This window comes from Actinacidiphila polyblastidii (assembly GCF_036353415.1).
In the GTDB taxonomy this organism is placed as follows: domain Bacteria; phylum Actinomycetota; class Actinomycetes; order Streptomycetales; family Streptomycetaceae; genus Actinacidiphila; species Actinacidiphila polyblastidii.
Window position 1 is genome coordinate 13704 of the sequence record NZ_JAZEWV010000002.1, and the last position, 20878, is coordinate 34581.

Genomic DNA, 20878 nt, shown 5'->3' on the forward strand with positions numbered 1-20878 from the left:
CATGGGATTCGGCAGCGCAGGCATCACCTTCTTCGACCCGATGGCCCGCGCCCTCATCAAGGCCGGCGCGTCCGACCAGGAGAAGGAGCAGGTCCTCGGCGACCTCATCGGCCACCTCCAGGGGGAGGACTGGGACACCGAGCTGGACAGCCTCCAGCAGTTCCTCGACGACCCGGCGATCGTCCGCGCCTTCGCCAAGCACGGCATCACCTGGGACGACGGCGAGCCGGACCAGCCGAGCGACTCGGACAGCGACGTCCTCGCGCTGATCTCCGAGATCGCCAGCAGCCTCGCCGACGCCACCGACGCAGGCGAGTACCACGCGGCCGGCCTGATCGGCGACCTCGCCAACGGCCGGAAGACCATCGCCGAAGCCCGCGAAGAGCTGACCCACATCACGTTCCGACACATCTAACCCGGAGGCAACCATGACGGAACCGCTCACAGCCGGCGAGACCGAGGGCGTCGCATCCCAGACCGAGGTCTACTCCGTCGGTCTCCTACACGACCTACAGCACTTCATCCACACCCCCGACCGTAAGCAGGCCCGACTGCGCTTCCGCAGCAGCCTCCGCTACCCGCTCAGCCAGGCCCGCGCCCGCAACTGGCGCGCCCTGCGGAACTACTTCAACGGCTACCTCGCCGAGCACCCGATGTCACCCCAGTGCGGCCATGGCTGGACACGGGGCCGCGCGTTCCGTGACCTGGCCCGCCACCTTGCGGACGCAACGGTCATCGAGCAGCTCTGACCTAGACGCGACGGAGGGCGTCCCCCTGGCCTGGCAGCACACCGGGGACGCCCTCACGCGGTGCGATCACCATACCGCCCACCAGCACAAAGAGGCCGAGATGACCGCCACCGCCGAACTCGCCGCGATCCACCTGCAGTACGTGATCGACTCCTGGGAACACCTCACGGACATGCTCGACACCCGCCACGGCGCACCCTGGCCCCCCGCAGCCCGCATGACCGACTACCTCGCCGGCCTGAAGAAGGCCGAAGCCACCGCCGACGAGATCGCCGAAGCCGCCGCGCACCTCCGCGCCGGCCGCCGCCTCGCCGAACGCGCCGACTCCCGCTTCACCCTCGGCGAGAGCCCCGCACCGATCCGCCTACAGGTCCTCGACGTGATCCGCACCGTCGAGCACGACCTCGTGTACCTCGCCGACACCATCGCCCAGGAGATCCAGCGCCCCGTCATGGCGAAAGCCCCGTCGAACTGGCTGCCCGCCGACCGCAAAATGCGGGACAAGCTGGTCGCCGAGGACGCCGCAGACCCGCGGCGTTGGCGGTACCGGCAGTACCGGACCGCGCCGTTCGCCGCGGTGTGGCTCGCGGCCCGCGCGGAGGAGCGCCCGGGCCCGTTCCTGCGGCCGACCAGCTTGCAGGTGCAGCGGATCGCGACGGGGGCTGCGGCTGCTGCTGCGGCTGTGCAGCGGGCCCTCGACGGGGTCCGGCAGGCACAAGTGGTGAACCGGCCGTGCCCGCTGTGCGGCGGCACGCTGGGCATGGCGAGCGGCGACGGCGAGGCACCGATCGTGGTGTGCTTCGCGTGCCGGCAGGAGTGGCAGCTCGTCAGCCCGAGCGTGGCCTGACCTGGCCCGCGTCCATCACGGCCGCAAGTGTCATACCTGGGGGGTATAAGTACCTGCATGACCGACATACTTTTCAGGGGTGGGAACCGAGACGGACTCGCGCAGTCCTTCGATGGCCCCGCCGCTGTCGCCATGACGTTCGTCCCCTGCGACCCCGCCAGCGGAATCCCCATCGACAGCTTGGCCGAGAAGTACGAGCGCACCGGGCACGCCGTGCGGCGGGGCGAGAAGGACTACCAGCTCTACACGTTCGTCGATCCGGAGCAGCCGTCCGCTTGACGGCGGCTGATCTTGTGTCGCATCCTGGCCCCACGTCCGGCGTGCCCGGACCCTGACGACACCGAAGCCCCCGAGCCGACCGCGGCCGGGGGCTTCGTCATGCCCGGGCACCAGCCACCCATCCCGCCGCCGGCCACCAGGAGGCCACCATGCCCGCGCCGACCATCGGCCGCATCGTCCACTACACGCTCACCGCCGCCGACGCCGACGCGATCAACAAGCGCCGCAGCGACTTCACCGCCTTCGGCCAGACGCTGGCCGGCACCCCCGACCCCGGGCACCGCGGCGCGACCGGCCACGTCGCCCACGTCGGCAACCACGCCCGGGCCGGCGCCATCTGCGCCGCCATGATCGTCCAGACCTTCGACGGCCACGCCGCGAACCTGCAAGTCCACCTCGACGGCACCGACACCTACTGGGCAACCAGCCGCACCGAGGGCGACGGCGAGGGGCACTGGGTCTCGCTGCCCCGTACCTGACCTCTGCACCACTGCTCGGGCGAGGAGGTGACCATGCCGGCGAACCTGGTCACCGACGACGAGCGCGAGCAGATCCGCGACCTCCACGCCCAAGGCCTCGGCCGCAACGAGATCGCCCGCGCGATCGGCCGCGGCACCCGCACCGTCTCCGTCCAGGCCTCGAAGATGGGCCTGGTCTTCGACAACGCCGAGATGACCGACGCCGCCACCCGTGTCCGCAAGGCGCAGCTCGCCGCCCGACGGATGGACCTCGCCGAAGCGCTCCAGGAGGACGCCGAGAGGCTCACCGAGCAGATGTGGGAGCCCGCCTTCGTCTTCAACTTCGGCGGCAAGGACAACACCTTCGAGAAGCGCCCGGTCGACGAGCCGCCGGCCGACGCGAAGAAGTCGCTGATGTCCGCGGCCGGCATGGCGATCGACCGCTCGCTCAAGCTGGTCCCCAGCGAAGAGACCGCGGCTGAGGACGAGGCCAAGTCGATGCTCGGCCAGCTCATGGTCGGCCTGAAGGTCGCCTACGACCAGGCCAAGCAGGAAGAGGCCGGCGAGGAGGCCGGCAGTGAGCGCACTCCTTGACGCCCTCCCGCTCTCCCGCAAGCAGCTGATCTCGGTCGTCGAAGCCGACGGCCGGATCAACGCCTGGGAAGGAAGTGTGCGATCCGGGAAGACCGTCGCCTCGCTGTTGCGCTGGCTCATGTACGTGGCCACCGCACCCCGCGGCGGCGAACTCGTCATGGTCGGCAAGACCCGTGACTCCCTGAGCCGGAACATCTTCGCGGTGCTCACCAACCCGGCGATCTTCGGCCCGCTCGCACGCCTCGTGCATTACACCAACGGCGCGCCGACCGCGACGATCCTCGGCCGGACCGTCCACGTCATCGGCGCGAACGACGCCCAGGCCGAACCGAAAGTGCGCGGCATGACCTGCGCCGGGGCGTACTGCGACGAGATCACCACGCTGCCGCAGGCGTTCTTCGACCAACTGGTCGCACGGTGCAGCGTCCCCGGCGCGAAGATCTTCGGCACGACCAACCCCGGCGCGCCCGCGCACTGGTTCCGCAAGGACTACCTGCTCCGGCCGACCGAGACCCGGCTCCGCAGCTGGCACTTCGTCCTCGACGACAACCCGTTCCTCGACGCCGAGTACGTCGCCTCGGTCAAGGCCACGTACACCGGCCTGTGGTACCGGCGGTTCATCCTCGGCGAGTGGTGCCTGGCCGAGGGCGTCGTCTACGACATGTGGGACCCGGACCGGCACGTCGTCGACGTCCTGCCGTCCATGCACCGCTGGATGGGCGTAGGCGTGGACTACGGCACAGCGAACCCCTTCGCGGCACTCTTGCTGGGGTACGGCGTCGACAACAGGCTGTACCTGGCGTCGGAGTACCGGCACGACTCCCGGCGTGCCCAACGCCAGCTCACCGACGCCCAGTACAGCGCGGCTCTCCGGAACTGGCTGGCGACGTACCGGCACCGCGACAGCCAGGGCGTCGAGCCCGAGTGGACGTTCGTCGACCCCAGCGCAGCGTCGTTCATCACACAGTTGTGGTCCGACGGTCACCCCGGCGTCGCCCGAGCCCAGAACGACGTCTTGGACGGGATCCGCTCCTTCGGCACCGCGCTCGGCTCCGGGATCCTCTCCGTCCACCGTTCCTGCACTGGGCTGATCGACGAGATCGCTGGCTACGCCTGGGACGAGAAGGCGGCTGCCAAGGGCGAGGACAAGCCCGTCAAGGCGAACGACCACTCCTGCGACGGTGGCCGGTACGTGCTGCACTCCACGGCGCACGAGTGGCGGCAGCTGCTGCGCACCGACCTCGACAAGGCGGCCTGAGCCGCCCGCACCCCTGGGGAGGCACAATGGCGCTGCCCGCCGACGGCACCGCGTGGCCGCCGATCGCCGCGGAGGTCCGGACCGCGCTGGAGGACTGGGCGGCCTGGTACTCCGCGAACCCCAACAAGATCGCCGACCGGTACTACTGGCGGTCGACGAGGGTCGGGCAGTACGGGCAGCAGCCCGTCAACCGCCCGTCGCAGTACCGCCGCGGCCTGGTCGGCGCGATGGCACGGTTCTTCTGGGGCGAGCCGACACCGTGGGGCGAGAAAAGGATCAAGCTCCACGTCCCCTTGGCCGGCGACCTCGCCCGCACCTCATCCGCGCTGCTCTTCAGCGAGCCACCCACCCTCAAGGCACCCGACCCGAAGGCCGCCGGCGCCAAGCCCCTCCAGGAGCGGCTGGAACAACTGCAGGAGACCGGCCTCAACCGCACCCTGATCACCGCCGGGCAGCGCGCCTCCGCACTCGGCGGGGTCTACCTGCGCACCGTGTGGGACGACGAGATCTCCGACCGCCCTTGGATCGACTCGGTACGGGCAGACGCCGCAGCACCGGAGATGCGCGCCGGCGTCCTGATGGCCGTCACGTTCTGGACGGTGATCGCCGTCGACGGCACCAAGGTCACCCGTCACCTGGAGCGGCACGAGCGCGGCGGCCTGATCCTGCACGCGGTGTACGAGGGCTCGTCGGACAACCTCGGCAAGCAGCTGCCCGACAGCGCGCTCGGCTCGTTCCCGGAGACCAAGGGCCTCCAGCCCACCCGCCAGCTGGCCATCGACAAGCTCATGATGACCGTCTCGTACGCCCCGAACACAGCGGACAACCGCGACTGGTGCGACGTCCCCGGCGCGCACTGGCTGGGCCTGTCCGATTTCCAGGGCTCCGAGGGGCTCCTCGACGCGCTGGACGAGACGTACACCTCGTGGATGCGGGACGTGCGCCTCGCCAAGAGCCGGATCATCGTGCCGCACGGCTACCTCACCAACCACGGCCTCGGTCAGGGCGCGTCGTGGGAGGACCGCGACGTCTACGCGGGCCTGAACATCCCGCCCACCGAGACCGGCGCCGGCATCACCCTGAACCAGTTCGCCATCAGGCACGCCGAGCACAAGGCGACGTGCGACGAGCTGCGCGACCAGATCATCCGCAACGCCGGCTACAACACGGGCTCCTTCGGGGAGGACTCCGACGGCGCCGCCGTCACCGCGACGGAGGTCAAGGCGAAGGCGTCCCGGTCCGAGGCAACTCGGTCGTCGAAGAGCGAGGCCTTCGCCGTGGCCGTGCCGGACATCGTGGAGACGCTCCTCGCGCTGGAGGCGTCCGGCCTTTTCCCGGGGCTGCCGAGCGTGGACGTCGAGCGGCCCGTCATGACCTTCGCCGACTCCATCGCCGCTGACCCCCTCGTCCTCGCCCAGACCGCGGCCGCGCTCCGCACCGCGGAGGCCGCCTCAACGGAGACCCTCGTCGCTCTCACCAACCCCGAGATGCCGGCGGAGGAGCAGGCCGTCGAGGTTCGCCGGATCCACGCCGAGAACGGCCGCACGGTCGCCTCCCCCGACACTGCTGGAGGCCACGGTGCCAACCTCCCCGGCGACAGCGGCGACCCTGTCCCGCCCAGTCCGTGACCTCTACGCGGCCGCCGAACTCGACCTCCTTCACCACCTGGCCGACGAGCTCGGCCAGGACCTCGACTCACCTCGGTGGGCGGAGCGGCGGCTCCGGGCGGTAGGGAACCTGCGCGGCGTCGTCGACAGACGGGCGGCGGCGCTGCGCAGGACCACCACGACCGCCGTTGACCGCGCGCTCCTCGACGCGTACGACCGCGGGCGCCGCGAGGCGATCGCCGACCTCGGCCGGCTGACCGCCGCGCAGCGCCGCAGCGTGGACGCCGCGGCCGCCGACGGTGCCCGCTCGGTGCGGGACTTGGCGGCCGGCCTGGAGCGGGACTCGCGGCCGCTGTACCGTCGCATCGTCTCCTCGGTGACCGGCGCGTACCGGCAGATCGTGGCCCGGGCCGAGCAGGCCCGCGACCGTGCCGCCGAGGTGCAGCGCGCCCTGACCACCTACGCCGGGCGCGGCATCGTCGGCCTCGTCGACGAGCAGGGCCGCGGCTGGTCGATGACCGGCTGGATCGACAGCGCAGTGCGCACCGCGGCTGGCCGGGCGCTCCTCGATGGGCACAGCGCGCTGTTGTCCGGCGTCGGCCTATCCCTCGTCGTGGTGTCGAACAGCCCGCTGGAGTGCCCGCTGTGCCGCCCCTGGGAGTCCAAGGTCCTCACCCTAGATGCGGCACCAGGCCGACGCGTCGTGCTCGCCCGGAACGGCATCGGCGCGCCCCTCAGCGTGCCCGTCCTCGTCGCCGGGTCCCTGGAGCAGGCCCGCGCCGCCGGCCTCTACCACGCGAACTGCCGCCACACGCTGCGCCCCTACGTCCCTGGCCTGTCCAGCATCCCCGACCCGGCGCCGGCCCCGCGACGCGCGACGTACGAGGACACCCAGCGGCAGCGCTACCTGGAGCGGCAGCTCCGCGCGTGGCGCCGGCGGGAGGCCGTCGCGCTCGACGACCGCGCCCGGGCCGCGGCCCAGGCCTCGATCCGCTCGTACGACGCTCGGCTGATCGGCCTGACCCGGGTCACCGGCCTGCCGCGGCAGCACGACCGCGAACGCATCCCGACCTGACCAGGAGGCACCTCATGGCACCCAAGCTCGGTTCCGGCGGCCGCTTCAAGAAGCTCACCGGCCAGCTGGCCGAGAAGGGCGCGAGCGACCCGGCCGCGCTCGCTGCGTTCATCGGCCGGAAGAAGTTCGGGAAGGGCGGCTTCGCAGCGCTCGGCGCGGCGGGCCGCAAGAAGGGCTGAACCGTGCCCGTCGCGATCACCAAGTCCGGCCACCCGTTCGTGTGGAAGAAGCTCGTCGCTCAGCTCACCGCGAAGGGCGCGCACGACCCCGAGGCGCTCGCGGCGTGGATCGGCCGCCGCGTCCTGGGGAAGACCCAGTTCCAGGCGCTGTCGAAGGGCCACCGCCACCGCGGTTGAGCCTCCAGCGCCCCTTCAGACTTCGGCCCGCCTGGTGCGGGCCGGGACCACAGCGCCGCCCGGAGCGGCGCAGCACTACACCACTGGCGCGCCAGGAGCGCGCCGACCACACCGCCCGCCAGGCGCGGGCTGATCCACGCCCGGGAGGGCATCATGCGCAAGCGGACTCTGCCGCGCCACGGCGGCGCGGGCACCGGCTGGTCACACCCCTACGGCAACGGCCCTTTCTCCCCGTTCCTGTACGCGGACGGAGGGGACGGCGACGGCTCCGGATCCGGCAGCGGAGACGGGAACGGCGGGGGTGACAGCGGCGGCTCCGGCGACGGTGGCGGCGGCACGGGCGGTGACGGTGGCGGTGCCGGCGGGACCGGCGGCCAGGGAACCGGGAAGGAGGCGAGCGCGAAGAAGGACGGCAGCACCGGCGCCGAGGACCACGCAGCCACGATCAAGCGGCTGGAGAAGGAACTCACCGACGCGCGCAAGGAAGCCGGGAAGGACCGCACCGCGGCCAAGCAGCAGGCCGCCGACGACGCCCGCAAGGCGCTCGCGAAGGAGGTCGGGAAGGCGCTCGGGATCGTCCAGGACGACGACACCGAGGAGACCGACCCGACCAAGCTGCTGGCCAAGCTGAAGGAGTCGCAGGCCGCCAGCACCACGGCGCAGGAGCAGGCCATCGCGGCCGGCATCGAGTCGATGGTGCTGCGCACCGCGTACTCGAACGGCGTCGACGGCGACAAGCTCCTCGACTCCCGCTCGTTCTGCGAGGAGGTCGACGCGCTGGACGCGAGCGACCCGGCGAAGTTCAAGACCGCACTGAAGGCCCTCATCACCGAGGCCGCGAAGAAGGACCAGCGCCTCGCGCTGCAGGGCGGCGCCGGACGCTCCGGCGGCGACCAGGGCGGCAGCCGCGAACGCGCTGCCGTCAAGCGACCCGGCCTCGCCGGATCCGTCGCGGCCCACTACCAGACCTGACCATCAGGAGTAACCCATGCCCGTGACGCTCGCCCAGGCGCAGCTCAACACCCAGGCGGACATCGACTTCAACGTCATCGACAACCTCCGCCGCAACAGCTGGCTGTTCAACAACATGGTGTGGGACGACGCCGTCACACCCAGCACCACCACCGGGACCCTGGTGTACGGCTACACCCGGCTGCTCGCGCCGAGCAGCGCGAGCTTCCGCCGGTACAACGAGGAGTACCCGGCGAACCAGGCCACCGCGGAGCAGAAGACCGTCAACCTGCACCCGCTCGGTGGCGCGTTCACCGTCGACCGGGCGCTGGCCAGGCTCGGCCCGGCGGCGTCCAACTCGATCACGTTCCAGATGGCGCAGAAGATGACTGCCATGCGCACGAGGTTCCAGCAGGAGCTGATTCTCGGCGACACCGCGGTCGACGACTCCGGCTTCGACGGGCTCGACAAGTCCCTGACGGGGCAGAGCACGGAGTTCCTGCCGATCAACGAGGGCTACTCCACCGGGTACGTCGACTGGTCGCAGGGCGCGATCACCACCGAGGACCTGGCGATGTCGGCGTTCGACGCGCTCGACGACTTCCTCGCGCGGATCATGGGCTCGCAGACCGGCAGCGGCGACACCGGCGCGGACGGCAGCATCCCGCCCGGCGTCAAGGCGATCCTCGGCAACACCAAGTCGATCAGCCGCATCTCCTCGCTGGCGCGGCGTGCCGCGCAGTTCACCGAGATGAAGGACGCCCTCGGCACCCTGGTCAAGAAGTACGGCGACTGGGTGCTGATCGATCTGGGCGACCGCATGGACGGCTCTGCGCCGATCATCCCGATCTACTCCGCGGACACCGACGGCGGCGGCGCCGGCGGCACCATCACCGGCCTGACGAACATCTACGCCATCAGCCTCGGCCTGGACGCGTTCCACGGCGCGGCCGTTGCGGGTAAGCCGCTCGTCGAGACGTACCTGCCGGACTTCACTGCGCCCGGCGCGGTCAAGACGGGCGAGATCGAGATGGGCCCTGTCGCGGCGGTCCTGGAGAACACCAAGGCGTGCGGCGTGCTCCGCAACGTGAAGGTTCGGTGACCTGATGCGATACAAGATCACAGCCCCGCTGAAGGGCTTCACGGGCCAGTCCGTGGGCGTCGCGTTCCAGTCCGGCGTCGCCGAGGTCGAGGACACCAGCGACGCGGGGCGCTCCGCGATCGCGTACTTCCAGCGCGCCGGCTACCGCGTCGACGAGATCAGCGACGGGGAGAGCGCCGAGGTCCTCGCGCCCGTCGACGGCGACAAGCCGTATGACCCGGCCGGCCACAAGGCGGACGAGGTCCTCGCCTACCTCGACGGCGCCTCGTACCAGGAGGCCGTGCGCGTCCTGGACGTCGAGGCGGCGGCCGACGGCAAGGCCCGCGTCACGATCACCGGCAAGCGCGACGAGATCCTCGCCGCGAAGACCCCGGCTCCGGCCGACGACCAGAAGGGACCGCAGGCATGACTGTCCTCGGGCACTACCGCGGCCTCGTCCGCAACGATCTCGCGTGGCTCAGCACCGCCGGGCGACCGGACGCGGACGCCGTGTTCTGGCGCGCCAACCTCCCGCGCACCGGCCTCGACGACGTCGCCGCGGCGGCATCCGGCGTGATGCTGTCGACGCCGCTGTACCTGGAGGAGAGCGACCTCGTCACGAACCTGAGCTTCATCTCGGCCGCCACCGCGGCTGCCAGCCCGACGAACTACTGGTTCGCGCTCTACTCCCCGGCCGGCGCGCTCCTCGCGCAGACCGCCGACCAGACCAGCACCGCCTGGGCGGCGGACACCGTGAAGACGCTGCCGCTCCAGACCGCGCAGCGGATCACCCGCTCGGGCCTGTACTACGCGGCGTTCGCCATGGCGGGCTCGACGATCCCCACGCTGGTCGGCACCGGCACGGCCAAGCCCGTCCTCACCGGCGAGAGCAACCTCGCGCAGACGTCCGGCTCGGGCCTGACCACCACGGCGCCGGCGACGATCGCCAGCCCGGCCTTCAAGCGGCAGGCGCCGCTCGTCCTGGCCAGCTGAGGGGGCGGACATGGCACGCACCGCGCTCACCCCGCAGCGCCTGGGCCCGCACGGCGTCCTGGCGACCTACGTCACCCCGGACGCCGCGGGCATCTCCTTCCGCAGCTCCGGCCGGCAGTTCGTCCACATCAAGAACGCCTCCGGCGCCTCCATCACGGTCACCGAGACCATCGGCCGCACGATCCAGGGCCAGGCCGTCACCGCTCCGACGTCGACCATCGCGGCCGGCGCCGAACGGTTCTACGGCCCCTACCCGGACGACTACGAGCAGCAGGACGGCACCGAGAACGTCTACCTGGGCATCTCGTCGGTGACCAGCGTGACCGTGGCCTGCCTGACGCTGTGACCCCCAGGCGGGGAAGGACGACTCGATGACGCTTCCTGTCTACGCCACCGTGCAGCAGCTCGGCGTTTTCCTCGCCCCGGCCCCGGTGCCGGACAACGCCGAGCGGCTCCTGACCAACGCGTCCCGCCGGCTCGACGGCCTGCTGATGGGTGCCCGGTACGAGACGGACAGCAACGGCGCTCCGACCGAGCAGGACGTCATCGACTTGTTCCGGGAAGCGGTGTGCCTGCAGGCGCAGTACATCGCTGACCTCGACGACGAGACCGGGGCCAACGCCAACGTCAGCTCCCAGCGGGTCGGCGACGTCGCTGTCACCCGGGCGATCTCCGTCGTCGGCATCGGCACGCCTCGGGTCTCTCCGGAGATGATCGAGCTGCTCCGCACGTCGCGGCTCGCCCACGCCCACCCGGTCGTCGGTTGGGGGTGGTGACGGTGCTCCCCTTCACCACGGACACCGTCACCGTCGTCCGCGCGGGGCTGGTGACGGACTCGTACAACAACCGGGTCCGGGACTGGGCGCACGCCGTCCGGACGCCGGTGCGGGCGGTCGTCGACGGCACGACCACCGCGGAGGACACCAACGGCGTGGACCAGACCGACACCACCTACCGGTGCTACCTGCCGCCCGGCACCGTCGTCACCGCGCAGGACCGCCTGGAGTGGGAGGGCCTGGTCTTGGAGGTCGCTGGCGAGCCGATCCCCCGCAAGGGCCCCACGAAGGCGCTGAACCACATCCAGGTCGACGGGAGGCTGATCTCGGGATGAGCCTGATCAACATCGAGATCGACGAAGCAGCGATCGCGGCGCTGGCCGCCGCGCCGAGCGTGAAGCGCGACATGCGCGCCCGCGGCCGCCGCGTCGTCCAGGCAGCCCAGACCACCGCGCCCGTGGACACCGGCGAGTACCGGGACTCCATCCACCTGGAGGACGGCGACGAGGACGGAGAGGTCCTCGTCGTCGCGAGCGCCGACCACTCGATCTACGTCGAGCACGGCACCCGGCAGCCGGGCCACCCGGCGCACCACACCCTCACCAACGCCCTCGACGCGGCAGGAGGAGATACCTGATGCGGTTTCGACTCGCTTTCTGGATGAAGGACCCGCCCGGCGCGCCGGGCGATGTCGTCGACGTGCCGGACACCGAGGTCGACGCGCTCGTCCGGGCAGGGATCGGGCACCCCGACGACGGTCCCGCGCCGTCCGCCGACGATGCGCCAGCAACGTCCGACCGAGACGCGGCCCCGGCACCCGCGGCCCGCAGGAAGACCACGAAGGCCGGCCAGGCCGACTGACCAGGGGGTGCACATCGTGGCGCTCCCCGACGTCGAGGCCCTGATCGTCCACTACCTCACCGGCGCTGTCGACGGCCTATACGTGTGCACCGTCCGCCCGGACGGCACCGCTTTCACCGCGCTGCTGCCCCTCGCGCAGATCACCCGCGTCGGCGGCCCCCGCACGATCCCCACGTGGAACGGCCGGTACGTCGCAGAGGACGCGAGAGTCTCCGTCGACGTCTACGCCACCAGCCGCGAGGCAGCCAACGCCAGCGTCGGGACCGTCCGCCTGGCCCTGGAGTCCCTCAGGGGCCGGGTGACGCAGCAGGGGACGGTCTCCCGCACGTGGGAGGAGACCGGGCCGACGGCACGCCCGGAGGAGCCCAACACGAACGTGGTGCGCATCGGCTGGACCGCCGGCCTGACCATCCGCTCGACCTGAACCCATCCGCCCGGGCCGTCCGGGCTCCATCCGGCCCCGGCGTGGGCCACCACTGAGGAGTGACCATGGCCTTCGAGCCCGTGATGCTCGGTGTGGGCGGATACGCCTACATCGCGCCCGTCGGCACCACCGCCCCCGTCGACCCGTTCGCCAGCTGGGGGGCCGGCTGGACCAACCTCGCCGACGTCTCCGAGGACGGCCTCGTCGAGGCGCTCGGCGAGGACCGCACCCAGATCATGCGGTGGGGGTCCAACACCCCGGTGCGCTCGCAGGTGAAGCAGCGCACCAGCACGTACAAGGTGGTGCTGATCAACATCACCGCGGCTGGGCTGGGCCTGTACTACTCGGTCCCCGTCGCCGACATGACCAGCTCAGGGAGTGGCGACACCCAGTTCCTCAGCTTCAGCGACCCGGCCACCACCGACCCGTACGAGATGGCACTCGGGTTCGACGTCCTGGACGGCGACCGGCACTGCCGCTTCGTGATCGCCCGCTCGGAGGTCACTACCAAGGGCGACCTGACGTACAAGGGCGACACCCCGGTCGGGTTCGACCTCACCTTCACCGCCCTGACAGCGCCCGGCGGCGCCGCGTCGATCCAGCGGATGTACGGCGGCGTGACCCTGCCGGCCTGACCGGCCCTTATGGACGGCGGCCGGGGAGTACGTGGGTCCTCTCCGGCCGCTCATCTTCTTCCGACCCACGCGCACTACTCGACCCACGAGGAGACCCACATGTCCAAGACCGGAGCGCCCCGCAAGGCACTGAACCTCAACGCCCTGCGCGCCCAGCAGGCCGACGCCCGCGGCGAGAAGTACCTCCACTTCGACCTCACCCCCGAAGGCAGCGAGGAGCCGCTGTCATTCCGCGTGCTGCGCCGCACATGGTGGCCGGTGAACTTCCTGATCTCCGTCGACCAGCTGAAGGGCGACGTCGACATCCTGCGGGCGCTCATGGGCGAGGAGCAGTTCGACCTGGCCTGCGAGGCCGGGCTCGACATGACCGACATGAAGGCGATCTTCAAGGAGGTCATGGGACGCGACGGCGAGGACGGCGAGGACGAGACCGACGGCGCGAGCCTGGGGGAATCCTCTGGCTCCTCGGAGTCCTGACCGACCACCCGCGCAAGCTCCACGCGGACATCGCCCGCTACTACCCGGGGCGGTCCCTCGCGGAGTTCCACGCCAACGAGTGGGGCGAGGGCACCATGTCGTGGCTGGAACTCCTTTGCTTTGTCGAGGGGCTCCCCGCGGACTCCGCGACCAAGGCCGCGCTCGCCGGCGACACCGAGGGGCGGCGCTGGACCGACCAGGACTGGATGGCCGCCTACACGGCCAGCCTCCTGCAGACCCTCATCCGCATCCAGTGGGCCGGCCACGGCATCAAGGGCTCGCCGACTCTCCACCCGGTCGACGTGCCCACGCTGGAGCGGCCACCCAGCGACGAGGACGTCCGCCGCGCGGAGCGCCGGCAGCAGCAGCTCCAGCAGCTGGCTCGCATGCGGCCGCGCGGGGACGCCCGCAGCCGGAACTTGGCCGCGCTCGATGCCGCCCTCAAGGCCCGCCAGGGCTCCGTGACGTCGTGACGAGGGGGTCAGCGTGCCGACGACCGTCGGATCGGCCCAGGTACGCCTGGCCCCCTCTCTCACCGGGTTCGCGCAGCGGCTACGCAGCGAGCTGCGGACCGTGCGGACCGATGACCTGACCGTCGGGATCGACCCCAAGCTCAACCGGACGGCCGCCAACAAGGTCACCCGCGACCTGGACAAGCTGACCCGGGCTCGATCGGTGGCGATCTTCGCGTCCGTCGACACCCGGGTGGCCGCCGAGGAGATCGCGGCGCTCACCCGCAACCGCACTGCGACCGTCCGGGTCGATGCCGACACCCGGGTGGCGGCCGACGAGATCAACGTCCTCACCCGCGAGCGGACCCTGACTATCCGCACCCGCACCGTCGGGGGGACTGGCGGCGGCCCGAGTCCCGTAGGGGGTACCGGGTCGGGGGCGGGCGCCGCGGGAGCGCTTCTCTCCCTGGCGCCGGCCGTTGCCCCCGTCGCGGCGTACCTGGCCTCGACCCTGGCATCCGTCGCGGCGGCCGGCGGCGCGGCCCTGGTGTCCGTCGGCGCGTTCGGCGCTGCGCTCAAGCCGCAACTCGCGATGCTCACCGGCCTGGCCGCAGCCGAGTCCACAGCCAGCGCGGCCGTCAAGAAGTACGGCGCGGCGTCCAAGGAGGCGCACCAGGCCCAGGACACCGTCGCCGAGACCCTCGACGCCATGCCAGGACAGACCCAGCGCGCCGCGCTGGGCTTCAGCATCCTCAAGGACGATTTCAAGAAGTGGTCGGACGACATGTCCGACTTCACGATGGTCCCGGTCACCCAGGGACTCGCCATCGCCGACTCGCTCATCCCGCGATTCTCGACGCTGGTCAAGGACAGCTCCGGCCAGCTCACCCGGCTGACCACCATCGCCGCGGGCGCCGTCGAGACCCCCGGCTTCGACAAGATGATCAGCAAGTTCGACACGTTCTCCGCCGGTGCCTTGAAGCAGATCGTCGACGAGACGGTCCACCTCACCCGGCTCCTCAGCGAGGGCAAGACCAGCGGCCCAGCGAGCGAGTTCCTGGCGTACGCCAAGCAGAACGGCCCCGAAGTCCGCGAGACCCTCACCGCCATCGCCACGGACGTCCTGCACGTCGTCCAGGGCGTCTCCGAGGCGGGCCCCAGCATGCTCACGGTGGTCGACGCTGCCGCGCACCTGGTGTCCGCGCTGCCACCGGAGTTCATCGGCCGTGCCCTACAGCTGTACAGCGCGTTCAGGCTGTACAAGCTCACCGCCGGGGGCATTAACACCGTCGCTGGCAGCCTGCGGACTGTGGGCACCCGCCTGACGGCCGTCCGTACCGCCTCCACGGCGGCCGGTGGTGGTCTTGCCGGTGTCCGGACGGCCATCGCGTCGCTGTCGACCGGGGCGAAGATCGGCGGGGCGCTGCTGGCGGTCACCGCGGTGGTGGTGCTCCTCGACAAGCTGAGCTCGTCGGGCAAGAAGGCGCCGGACGTCGACAAGATGACCACCGCGATCGGTCAGCTCGGCCGCACCGGCAAGGTCACCGGCGAGGCCAGCCGCGTGTTCGGCAAGGACTTCGACGACCTGAACACGTCCATCGGCCGGCTCAACGGCCAGCGGTCCGGGATGGACGCCTTCAACGACTCAATGAACCGCGTGTTCACCCTCGGGATGGCGAAGTCGAACTCGGCGAAGAAGGCTGCCAAGGACGTCGACGCCGTCGACAAGTCCCTGGCCGACCTGGTGAAGAACGGGCAGCCCGACCTCGCGGTGTCGGCGCTCAAACGGCTCACGAGCGAGTACACCAAGAGCGGCAAGCCCGCCTCGGACCTCACGTCCAAACTCGACGACTACCAGAGTGCGCTGAGCGACGCGAAGTTCGAGCAGGACCTGACCGCAGACTCGATGGGTCTGTTCGGGCGGCAGTCGCAGCAGGTGCAGGCGCAGCTCGACGACCAGAAGAAGAGCGCCGATGGGCTGCGGCAGTCCATCCAGGCCCTCAACGACGTGAACCGGGCCGGCCTCAACGCCGAGAGCGACTTCGAGCAGGCCATCGACGACGCCAGCGGGGCGATCAAGCACCACGAGACCGCCCTGAAGATGGTCAACGGGCAGCTCGACCTCAACTCCCAGAAGGCCCGCGACGCCTACAAGCCGCTGAGCGACCTGGCGGACAAGACCGATGCGGCCGCGGCCGCGCTCCGCGACCAGGGCAAGAGCTGGGACCAGGTCGAGGGGGTGTACGACCGCGGCCGCGCCAAGCTCATCGCCACCGCGCAGGCGATGGGCCTGCAGAAGAGCCAGGCGACCGCCCTGGCCAACGAGATCCTCAAGGCCCCCGACAAGACCGCGTACCTCAAGGGCAACATCGACGACCTGAAGCAGAAGGTCACCCAGGCACAGTCGAGGCTGAAGTCGGTCCCGCCGTCGAAGACCACGGCGATCAAGGGCAACATCGCGCAGCTCAACAACGAGATCCGCGACGCGCAGGCCAAGATCGATAGCCTGCACGGCGGAACGGTCACGATCCGCGCCACCTATGCGGTAGTGAAGGGCAAGCCGACCGAGGTCTTCCACGAGGGGGGCGGATACGCCACCGGCGGTGTCCTGCCCGGCCACACCCCCGGCCGGGACGTCCACCACTTCTACAGCCCCACCGCCGGCAGCCTGCACCTGTCCGGCGGTGAGGCGGTCATGCACCCGGAGTGGACCCGCGCAGTCGGGCCGGCGATGGTGCACGCCTGGAACGCCCTGTCCCGCTCGCAGGGCGCGGCAGCCGTACGCCGGGCGATGGGCTTCAAGGACGGCGGGATCATCGGGGGCAGTTACGCCTCCGGTGGGGTCACCGGCTCGAAGGCCAAGCCCCTGCCCCAGAACGTGATCATCATCGGGGGTCAGAAGGTCAACGAGGGCTCGATCGCCAACGCCATCAGCAACGCGTTCGCCTCCAACCTTGCGGGCACGGTCAGCCAGATCCAGAGCGCCACCAACCGGGTCGTCTCCTCGATCCAGAGCGCGTTCAAGAACGTGCGGACCACGCTGGACGACCGGGTCATCGCGGCCCTGGAGAGGCAGTCGACGCAGCTGCAGAACCTGGCCAAGAAACGGGATGGCATCAAGGCCCAGCTCGCCGCGGCCAGCTCGTACGCAGTCTCGGCCCGCGACAGCGCCCAGTCCTTCGCCAGCATGACGAGCCTGCCAGCTGCCGGGGGCTCGTTCGGGGCGGGCGGGATCCTGGCGGGCCTGCAGACACGCCTGGGCCAGATCAAGAAGTTCACGGCGAACATCGCGCTGCTGGGCAAGCGGGGGCTGAGCAAGACCCTGCTCAACCAGCTCGTGCAGGCCGGGCCGGAGCAGGGCTCGGCGTACGCCCAGGCGCTCGCTGACGCGTCGGCGTCGACGCTGAAGTCGATCAACTCCACGCAGTCGGCGATCGACAAGGCCGCCACCGCGTACGGCAGGGGCGTCGCCGACACGATGTACGACTCCGGCTCGCAGGCCGGCAAGGGGTTCCTGACCGGCTTGCAGTCGCAGGAGTCCGCCATCGAGAAGGAGATGACGACCCTCGCCAAGAAGATCCAGGCCGAGATCCGCAAGGAACTGAAGATCCACTCCCCGTCGAAGGTGACGCAGCAGCTCGGAGAATTCACCGGCCAGGGCTTCCTGGTGGGCTTCCGCAGCAAGCACCCCCAGATCGAGGCCAGCGCCCGCCGCATGGCTGCACTGGTCGCGGCAGTCCGTCCGGGCTCCGCGAGCATCGAGCGGGACCAGGCGCAGCGGGGGGTAGCGCAGACGGTCAACCACTTCGATCTGCACACATCCGACCAGCCAACCGAACAGGGGGTCCTCACCGCTCTCCAGAGGGCCGCTGTCCTGCGCCGTCCCGCGCTGCTTCCAGGAGGGTAAGTCGTGCCGATTCTGGTCGCATCAGTCCCAGCGGGGACGGTCACCCCGCCGCCGTTCGGGCCGCTGGAGGCCCCCGAGGTCACCTGGACCGACGCTCAGGGCCGCGTCACGGTGCTGTCGGACGACGAGAACGGGTGGGTCATCCAGCCTGGCGCCACGGGCCTGGACATGCCCACCTACCAGGTCTACTCCGACGAGAGCCCGGAGATCGACGGCAGCGCGATCCGGCAGATCAGGGCGCAGGCTCGGACGATCATGCTGCCCGTCGTGGTGTTCAGCGACGTGGACCGGGCGGACTTCCTGGCCAAGAAGCGGGGCCTGCGGCGCAGCCTCAACCCGAAGTTGGGCGCCGGCACCCTCACCATCACCGAGACCGACGGCACCCAGCGATCGATCGCCGCCTACTACCAGTCCGGTGGCGAGGGCGACGAGTCCGTAGACGTCGGCGGGATGCGCTACCAGATGGTCGCCGTGGTGTTCGTCGCGCCGTCGCCATACTGGCTCGGACCGCCGGTGCACCTCGACTTCCAGGTGGCGCAGTCGGGCAGCTTCTTCCCGCTGCTGCCCCTGGCCGTCGCCGACTCCCAGGTCCTGGGCGACACCTTCATCAGCAACGACGGTGACGACGTGGCGTACCCGGTGTGGACGATCCGAGGCCCAGCGACGTCGGTGATCCTCACGAACATCATCACCGGCCAATCGCTGACGCTCAGCCAGTCCCTGACCTCCAGCGACACCGTGGTCATCGACACCCGCGAGCGGATCCAGACGGTGCTGATGAACGGCTCCACCAACCTGTGGCCGAAGCTCGCCACCGGGTCCGCCCTGTGGGGTCTGGCGCCCGCGGACAACGAGGTGGCCCTGACGCTCGCCGGGGCCACCACCAGCACTCTCGTATCGCTGGACTACCAGCCTCGCTACCTCAGCGCGTGAAGGAGGCCCAGTGGGGTTCACGGTCCTCGTCCGCGACGCCACGCTCACGACGATCGGGCAGCTCAGCGACTACACCTCGCTGACGGTGGTGCCCCGCTACACCGCGGTCGGTGCCTTCACTCTGACCGTCGCGGAGAACTCACCGCAGGCGTCACTGCTCGTCGAGGGCAACGGCGTGCAGGTCTTCAAGGGCAGCACGCAGGTGCTGTCCGGGCCCATCAGGTCAGTGGACTGGTCCCGGACGGCCTCCTCGGGCGGCAAGGGCACGCTCACCGTCTCCGGCGTGGACGACATGACCGTCCTGGCCGAGGCGACGTGCTGGCCCAACCCCGCGGCGGCGATCGGCTCCCAGGGCAGCACCTTGTACAAGATCAGTGCCGTTGCGGCAGAGACCGCTATGCGCGCCCTGGTCAATTCCAACATCGGCCCCGGCGCGCTGAGCGCCCGGAAGATCGCCGGGCTGACGCTGGACACCGACCTCGCGCGGGGCGCCGCGGTCACCAAGCAGGTCAACCAGTTCGACAACCTGCTGACCGTCCTCCAGGACATCGCCAAGCCCGCGCGGCTGGGCTTCCGCGTCGTACAGATCGGCGCAGGCCTGCAGTTCCAGGTCTACCAGCCCGCCGACCGCTCCCTGACCGCCCGGTTCTCCTTCGACCTGGGCAACCTCACCGACGCCTCGTACACCACCACGCCACCGACGATGACCCGCGCGCTGGTCGTGGCCGGCGGGGCGAGCAGCCCACGGGTGTGCAAGCTGTACGACCGCACCGACACGTTGTTCCCGGCGCTGGTGGTCGAGGGCTTCGTCGACAAGACCGACGTGGACACAGCGTCGGTGGACCTCACCGCGCAGATGGACCAGGCCGCCGACGAGGCGCTCACCTCCGGGGCGTCCCAGGGCTCGCTGTCGATGACGCCCATCGACATCCCCGGCCTCGCCTTCGGCGTGGACTACTCGGTCGGCGACATCGTCTCCTGCCAGGTCCGTAACACCTTCTTCGCCGACGTCGTCCGCGAGGTGACGATCAACGCCGACAGCGGCAGCGGCACGACCGTCAAGGCCACGCTCGGCAGCTCCGACTCCTCGGACACCAGCGACGTGGTCGCACAGATCTTCAAATTCCTCGTCCAGGTCAAGCGAACCGCGGCCCGGCTGGCCACACGAAGGCAGGCATAACGATGACCGAGACGAGCTTCCCCTTCGCCTCCTCCTCGATCGCCACCGAGGACCAGTGGGCCAGCATGTTCCGCATGGCGCAGGTCGACGGTGTCTTCGCCACCGATCCGACCGCGACGAACCTGCTCGCCACCGGGTCCAACGCCTCCACCGTGGCCGTGGCCGCAGGGGAGGCGTGGATCCAGGGCACGTACTACGCCAACTCGGCCAGCCTGAACGTGCCCGTGCCGACGAACTCCGGCGGCGGCGCGGCCCGCAAGGACCTCCTCGTGCTGCGGCGCGACCCCGCCGGCGACGTCGTCTCGGTGAAGTACAAGACCGGCAGCACGTCCTTCCCGACGCTGACGCAGACCCTCAACGGCACCTGGGAGATCCCCCTGGCGCAGATCACCGTGGCGGCTGGAGCGTCCGTCGTACCCCCGGCCGGGGTCGTGGACCAGCGATGGTTCGCCGGCCGACCGCCGGCCATCAGCAATCCGAACGGGCGACGCCCCCCGGTCAAGGGGCAGCTCATCGTCGAGGGCAAGACCGTGCTGCTGGGGAACGGCACCGGCTACGACACGCTGGCCGTCGCAGGCCAGGACACCGGCTGGAAGTCGATCACCCTGGCGTCCGGCTACGCCACCCAGTCCGCGGCCTGCGGGTACCGGGTCAAGGACGGCCTGGTCACGCTGCGCGGGAACTTCCGGAAGACCTCGGGCAACCTGCCCATCGACGTCGTCACCAAAATCGCGACGCTCCCGATCGAGGCCCGGCCGGCGTTGAGCCGCTTCGGCGTGGTGCCCATGGAGTGGAACTCGGTGTCGGTCGGCGGCACAGAGGTTGGCTTCCTGGCCGCCCGGGTGGAGATCCACCCGGACGGCACGCTGTGGTTCCTCATCCCCAGGCCAGTCGCGCCGGCCTGGTGCGGCCTCGACTCCTTCGTCTACTCCCTTTGACCCACAGGCGAACCCCCGACGACGGGGGGCTCGCCACGTGCGGCACT

28 protein-coding genes are annotated in these 20878 nt (G+C 70.5%); all 28 read left to right on the forward strand.

All coding sequences use genetic code 11. The features are described from left to right. The first annotated feature begins 1 nt into the window (after position 1). The gene (locus V2S66_RS03185) at positions 2-415 is read left to right on the forward strand and encodes a hypothetical protein (protein WP_330792865.1); all 414 of its coding nucleotides are present in this window, start codon (positions 2-4) and stop codon (positions 413-415) included. Between the two features lie 13 nt (positions 416-428). Further along, positions 429-749, forward strand: coding sequence for a hypothetical protein (locus V2S66_RS03190; RefSeq protein WP_330792866.1), 321 nt, complete (start codon positions 429-431; stop codon positions 747-749). Positions 750-849: 100 nt separating this feature from the next. Further along, positions 850-1596: a hypothetical protein gene (locus V2S66_RS03195; protein WP_330792867.1), complete on the forward strand. Its 747-nt coding sequence runs from the start codon at positions 850-852 to the stop codon at positions 1594-1596. Positions 1597-1653: 57 nt separating this feature from the next. After that, complete coding sequence (locus V2S66_RS03200; RefSeq protein WP_330792868.1) at positions 1654-1875, forward strand: hypothetical protein; 222 nt, start codon at positions 1654-1656, stop codon at positions 1873-1875. A gap of 149 nt (positions 1876-2024) precedes the next feature. After that, complete coding sequence (locus V2S66_RS03205; protein WP_330792869.1) at positions 2025-2354, forward strand: hypothetical protein; 330 nt, start codon at positions 2025-2027, stop codon at positions 2352-2354. 33 nt (positions 2355-2387) lie between these two features. Beyond that, entirely contained in the window at positions 2388-2927 is a 540-nt protein-coding gene (locus V2S66_RS03210) for a helix-turn-helix domain-containing protein (protein ID WP_330792870.1), read from the forward strand. Further along, positions 2911-4185 carry a PBSX family phage terminase large subunit gene (locus V2S66_RS03215; RefSeq protein ID WP_330792871.1) on the forward strand — a complete coding sequence of 425 codons (1275 nt, stop codon included), beginning with the start codon at positions 2911-2913 and terminating at the stop codon, positions 4183-4185. Before V2S66_RS03210 ends, V2S66_RS03215 begins: the two co-directional genes overlap by 17 nt. A 26-nt stretch (positions 4186-4211) precedes the next feature. Then, positions 4212-5813: a capsid protein gene (locus tag V2S66_RS03220; protein ID WP_330792872.1), complete on the forward strand. Its 1602-nt coding sequence runs from the start codon at positions 4212-4214 to the stop codon at positions 5811-5813. Beyond that, positions 5764-6867 (forward strand): phage minor capsid protein, encoded by a 1104-nt coding sequence (locus tag V2S66_RS03225; protein ID WP_330792873.1) that lies wholly within the window; start codon positions 5764-5766, stop codon positions 6865-6867. The genes V2S66_RS03220 and V2S66_RS03225 overlap by 50 nt, the downstream gene beginning before the upstream one ends. Before the next feature lie 14 nt (positions 6868-6881). Next, entirely contained in the window at positions 6882-7046 is a 165-nt protein-coding gene (locus V2S66_RS03230; protein WP_330792874.1) for a hypothetical protein, read from the forward strand. Positions 7047-7049: 3 nt separating this feature from the next. Further along, on the forward strand, positions 7050-7223 hold the full coding sequence (locus tag V2S66_RS03235) for a hypothetical protein (protein WP_330792875.1): 174 nt from the start codon (positions 7050-7052) through the stop codon (positions 7221-7223). Between the two features lie 153 nt (positions 7224-7376). Further along, positions 7377-8195, forward strand: a complete 819-nt coding sequence (locus tag V2S66_RS03240) for a hypothetical protein (protein WP_330792876.1) — start codon at positions 7377-7379, stop codon at positions 8193-8195. Between the two features lie 16 nt (positions 8196-8211). Continuing rightward, on the forward strand, positions 8212-9276 hold the full coding sequence (locus V2S66_RS03245; RefSeq protein ID WP_330792877.1) for a major capsid protein: 1065 nt from the start codon (positions 8212-8214) through the stop codon (positions 9274-9276). A 4-nt stretch (positions 9277-9280) separates the two neighbouring features. Continuing rightward, positions 9281-9685, forward strand: a complete 405-nt coding sequence (locus tag V2S66_RS03250) for a hypothetical protein (RefSeq protein ID WP_330792878.1) — start codon at positions 9281-9283, stop codon at positions 9683-9685. Continuing rightward, positions 9682-10248 (forward strand): hypothetical protein, encoded by a 567-nt coding sequence (locus tag V2S66_RS03255; protein ID WP_330792879.1) that lies wholly within the window; start codon positions 9682-9684, stop codon positions 10246-10248. The genes V2S66_RS03250 and V2S66_RS03255 overlap by 4 nt, the downstream gene beginning before the upstream one ends. Before the next feature lie 10 nt (positions 10249-10258). Beyond that, entirely contained in the window at positions 10259-10594 is a 336-nt protein-coding gene (locus tag V2S66_RS03260) for a hypothetical protein (RefSeq protein WP_330792880.1), read from the forward strand. A 25-nt stretch (positions 10595-10619) separates the two neighbouring features. Further along, positions 10620-11024 carry a head-tail connector protein gene (locus V2S66_RS03265; RefSeq protein ID WP_330792881.1) on the forward strand — a complete coding sequence of 135 codons (405 nt, stop codon included), beginning with the start codon at positions 10620-10622 and terminating at the stop codon, positions 11022-11024. Then, positions 11021-11359 carry a hypothetical protein gene (locus V2S66_RS03270; protein ID WP_330792882.1) on the forward strand — a complete coding sequence of 113 codons (339 nt, stop codon included), beginning with the start codon at positions 11021-11023 and terminating at the stop codon, positions 11357-11359. The genes V2S66_RS03265 and V2S66_RS03270 overlap by 4 nt, the downstream gene beginning before the upstream one ends. Further along, positions 11356-11661 carry an HK97 gp10 family phage protein gene (locus V2S66_RS03275; RefSeq protein ID WP_330792883.1) on the forward strand — a complete coding sequence of 102 codons (306 nt, stop codon included), beginning with the start codon at positions 11356-11358 and terminating at the stop codon, positions 11659-11661. The genes V2S66_RS03270 and V2S66_RS03275 overlap by 4 nt, the downstream gene beginning before the upstream one ends. Further along, positions 11661-11885: a hypothetical protein gene (locus V2S66_RS03280; protein ID WP_330792884.1), complete on the forward strand. Its 225-nt coding sequence runs from the start codon at positions 11661-11663 to the stop codon at positions 11883-11885. The genes V2S66_RS03275 and V2S66_RS03280 overlap by 1 nt, the downstream gene beginning before the upstream one ends. Positions 11886-11901: 16 nt before the next feature. Beyond that, the gene (locus V2S66_RS03285) at positions 11902-12309 is read left to right on the forward strand and encodes a hypothetical protein (protein ID WP_330792885.1); all 408 of its coding nucleotides are present in this window, start codon (positions 11902-11904) and stop codon (positions 12307-12309) included. Positions 12310-12374: 65 nt separating this feature from the next. After that, entirely contained in the window at positions 12375-12944 is a 570-nt protein-coding gene (locus tag V2S66_RS03290; protein WP_330792886.1) for a phage tail tube protein, read from the forward strand. Between the two features lie 99 nt (positions 12945-13043). Then, positions 13044-13421, forward strand: coding sequence for a hypothetical protein (locus V2S66_RS03295; protein ID WP_330792887.1), 378 nt, complete (start codon positions 13044-13046; stop codon positions 13419-13421). A gap of 95 nt (positions 13422-13516) precedes the next feature. Further along, a complete protein-coding gene (locus V2S66_RS03300) occupies positions 13517-13894 on the forward strand; it encodes a hypothetical protein (RefSeq protein ID WP_330792888.1) in 378 nt (125 codons plus the stop codon). A 13-nt stretch (positions 13895-13907) separates the two neighbouring features. Then, positions 13908-17780 carry a hypothetical protein gene (locus tag V2S66_RS03305; RefSeq protein WP_330792889.1) on the forward strand — a complete coding sequence of 1291 codons (3873 nt, stop codon included), beginning with the start codon at positions 13908-13910 and terminating at the stop codon, positions 17778-17780. Between the two features lie 3 nt (positions 17781-17783). Next, positions 17784-18713 (forward strand): phage distal tail protein, encoded by a 930-nt coding sequence (locus V2S66_RS03310; protein WP_330792890.1) that lies wholly within the window; start codon positions 17784-17786, stop codon positions 18711-18713. A gap of 10 nt (positions 18714-18723) precedes the next feature. Next, the gene (locus V2S66_RS03315) at positions 18724-19893 is read left to right on the forward strand and encodes a siphovirus ReqiPepy6 Gp37-like family protein (protein WP_330792891.1); all 1170 of its coding nucleotides are present in this window, start codon (positions 18724-18726) and stop codon (positions 19891-19893) included. A 2-nt stretch (positions 19894-19895) separates the two neighbouring features. After that, positions 19896-20831 (forward strand): hypothetical protein, encoded by a 936-nt coding sequence (locus tag V2S66_RS03320; protein ID WP_330792892.1) that lies wholly within the window; start codon positions 19896-19898, stop codon positions 20829-20831. Positions 20832-20878 lie beyond the last annotated feature (47 nt).

What these genes read in the sequence shown, in the direction of transcription:
- V2S66_RS03205 (WP_330792869.1), top strand. Translation starts at nt 2,025, where the DNA reads ATGCCCGCGCCGACCATCGGCCGCATCGTCCACTACACGCTCACCGCC.
- V2S66_RS03290 (WP_330792886.1), top strand. Translation starts at nt 12,375, where the DNA reads ATGGCCTTCGAGCCCGTGATGCTCGGTGTGGGCGGATACGCCTACATC.
- V2S66_RS03240 (WP_330792876.1), top strand. Translation starts at nt 7,377, where the DNA reads ATGCGCAAGCGGACTCTGCCGCGCCACGGCGGCGCGGGCACCGGCTGG.
- V2S66_RS03200 (WP_330792868.1), top strand. Translation starts at nt 1,654, where the DNA reads ATGACCGACATACTTTTCAGGGGTGGGAACCGAGACGGACTCGCGCAG.
- V2S66_RS03195 (WP_330792867.1), top strand. Translation starts at nt 850, where the DNA reads ATGACCGCCACCGCCGAACTCGCCGCGATCCACCTGCAGTACGTGATC.
- V2S66_RS03255 (WP_330792879.1), top strand. Translation starts at nt 9,682, where the DNA reads ATGACTGTCCTCGGGCACTACCGCGGCCTCGTCCGCAACGATCTCGCG.
- V2S66_RS03295 (WP_330792887.1), top strand. Translation starts at nt 13,044, where the DNA reads ATGTCCAAGACCGGAGCGCCCCGCAAGGCACTGAACCTCAACGCCCTG.
- V2S66_RS03230 (WP_330792874.1), top strand. Translation starts at nt 6,882, where the DNA reads ATGGCACCCAAGCTCGGTTCCGGCGGCCGCTTCAAGAAGCTCACCGGC.
- V2S66_RS03250 (WP_330792878.1), top strand. Translation starts at nt 9,281, where the DNA reads ATGCGATACAAGATCACAGCCCCGCTGAAGGGCTTCACGGGCCAGTCC.
- V2S66_RS03265 (WP_330792881.1), top strand. Translation starts at nt 10,620, where the DNA reads ATGACGCTTCCTGTCTACGCCACCGTGCAGCAGCTCGGCGTTTTCCTC.
- V2S66_RS03220 (WP_330792872.1), top strand. Translation starts at nt 4,212, where the DNA reads ATGGCGCTGCCCGCCGACGGCACCGCGTGGCCGCCGATCGCCGCGGAG.
- V2S66_RS03245 (WP_330792877.1), top strand. Translation starts at nt 8,212, where the DNA reads ATGCCCGTGACGCTCGCCCAGGCGCAGCTCAACACCCAGGCGGACATC.
- V2S66_RS03185 (WP_330792865.1), top strand. Translation starts at nt 2, where the DNA reads ATGGGATTCGGCAGCGCAGGCATCACCTTCTTCGACCCGATGGCCCGC.
- V2S66_RS03275 (WP_330792883.1), top strand. Translation starts at nt 11,356, where the DNA reads ATGAGCCTGATCAACATCGAGATCGACGAAGCAGCGATCGCGGCGCTG.
- V2S66_RS03320 (WP_330792892.1), top strand. Translation starts at nt 19,896, where the DNA reads ATGACCGAGACGAGCTTCCCCTTCGCCTCCTCCTCGATCGCCACCGAG.
- V2S66_RS03210 (WP_330792870.1), top strand. Translation starts at nt 2,388, where the DNA reads ATGCCGGCGAACCTGGTCACCGACGACGAGCGCGAGCAGATCCGCGAC.
- V2S66_RS03260 (WP_330792880.1), top strand. Translation starts at nt 10,259, where the DNA reads ATGGCACGCACCGCGCTCACCCCGCAGCGCCTGGGCCCGCACGGCGTC.
- V2S66_RS03300 (WP_330792888.1), top strand. Translation starts at nt 13,517, where the DNA reads ATGTCGTGGCTGGAACTCCTTTGCTTTGTCGAGGGGCTCCCCGCGGAC.
- V2S66_RS03280 (WP_330792884.1), top strand. Translation starts at nt 11,661, where the DNA reads ATGCGGTTTCGACTCGCTTTCTGGATGAAGGACCCGCCCGGCGCGCCG.
- V2S66_RS03190 (WP_330792866.1), top strand. Translation starts at nt 429, where the DNA reads ATGACGGAACCGCTCACAGCCGGCGAGACCGAGGGCGTCGCATCCCAG.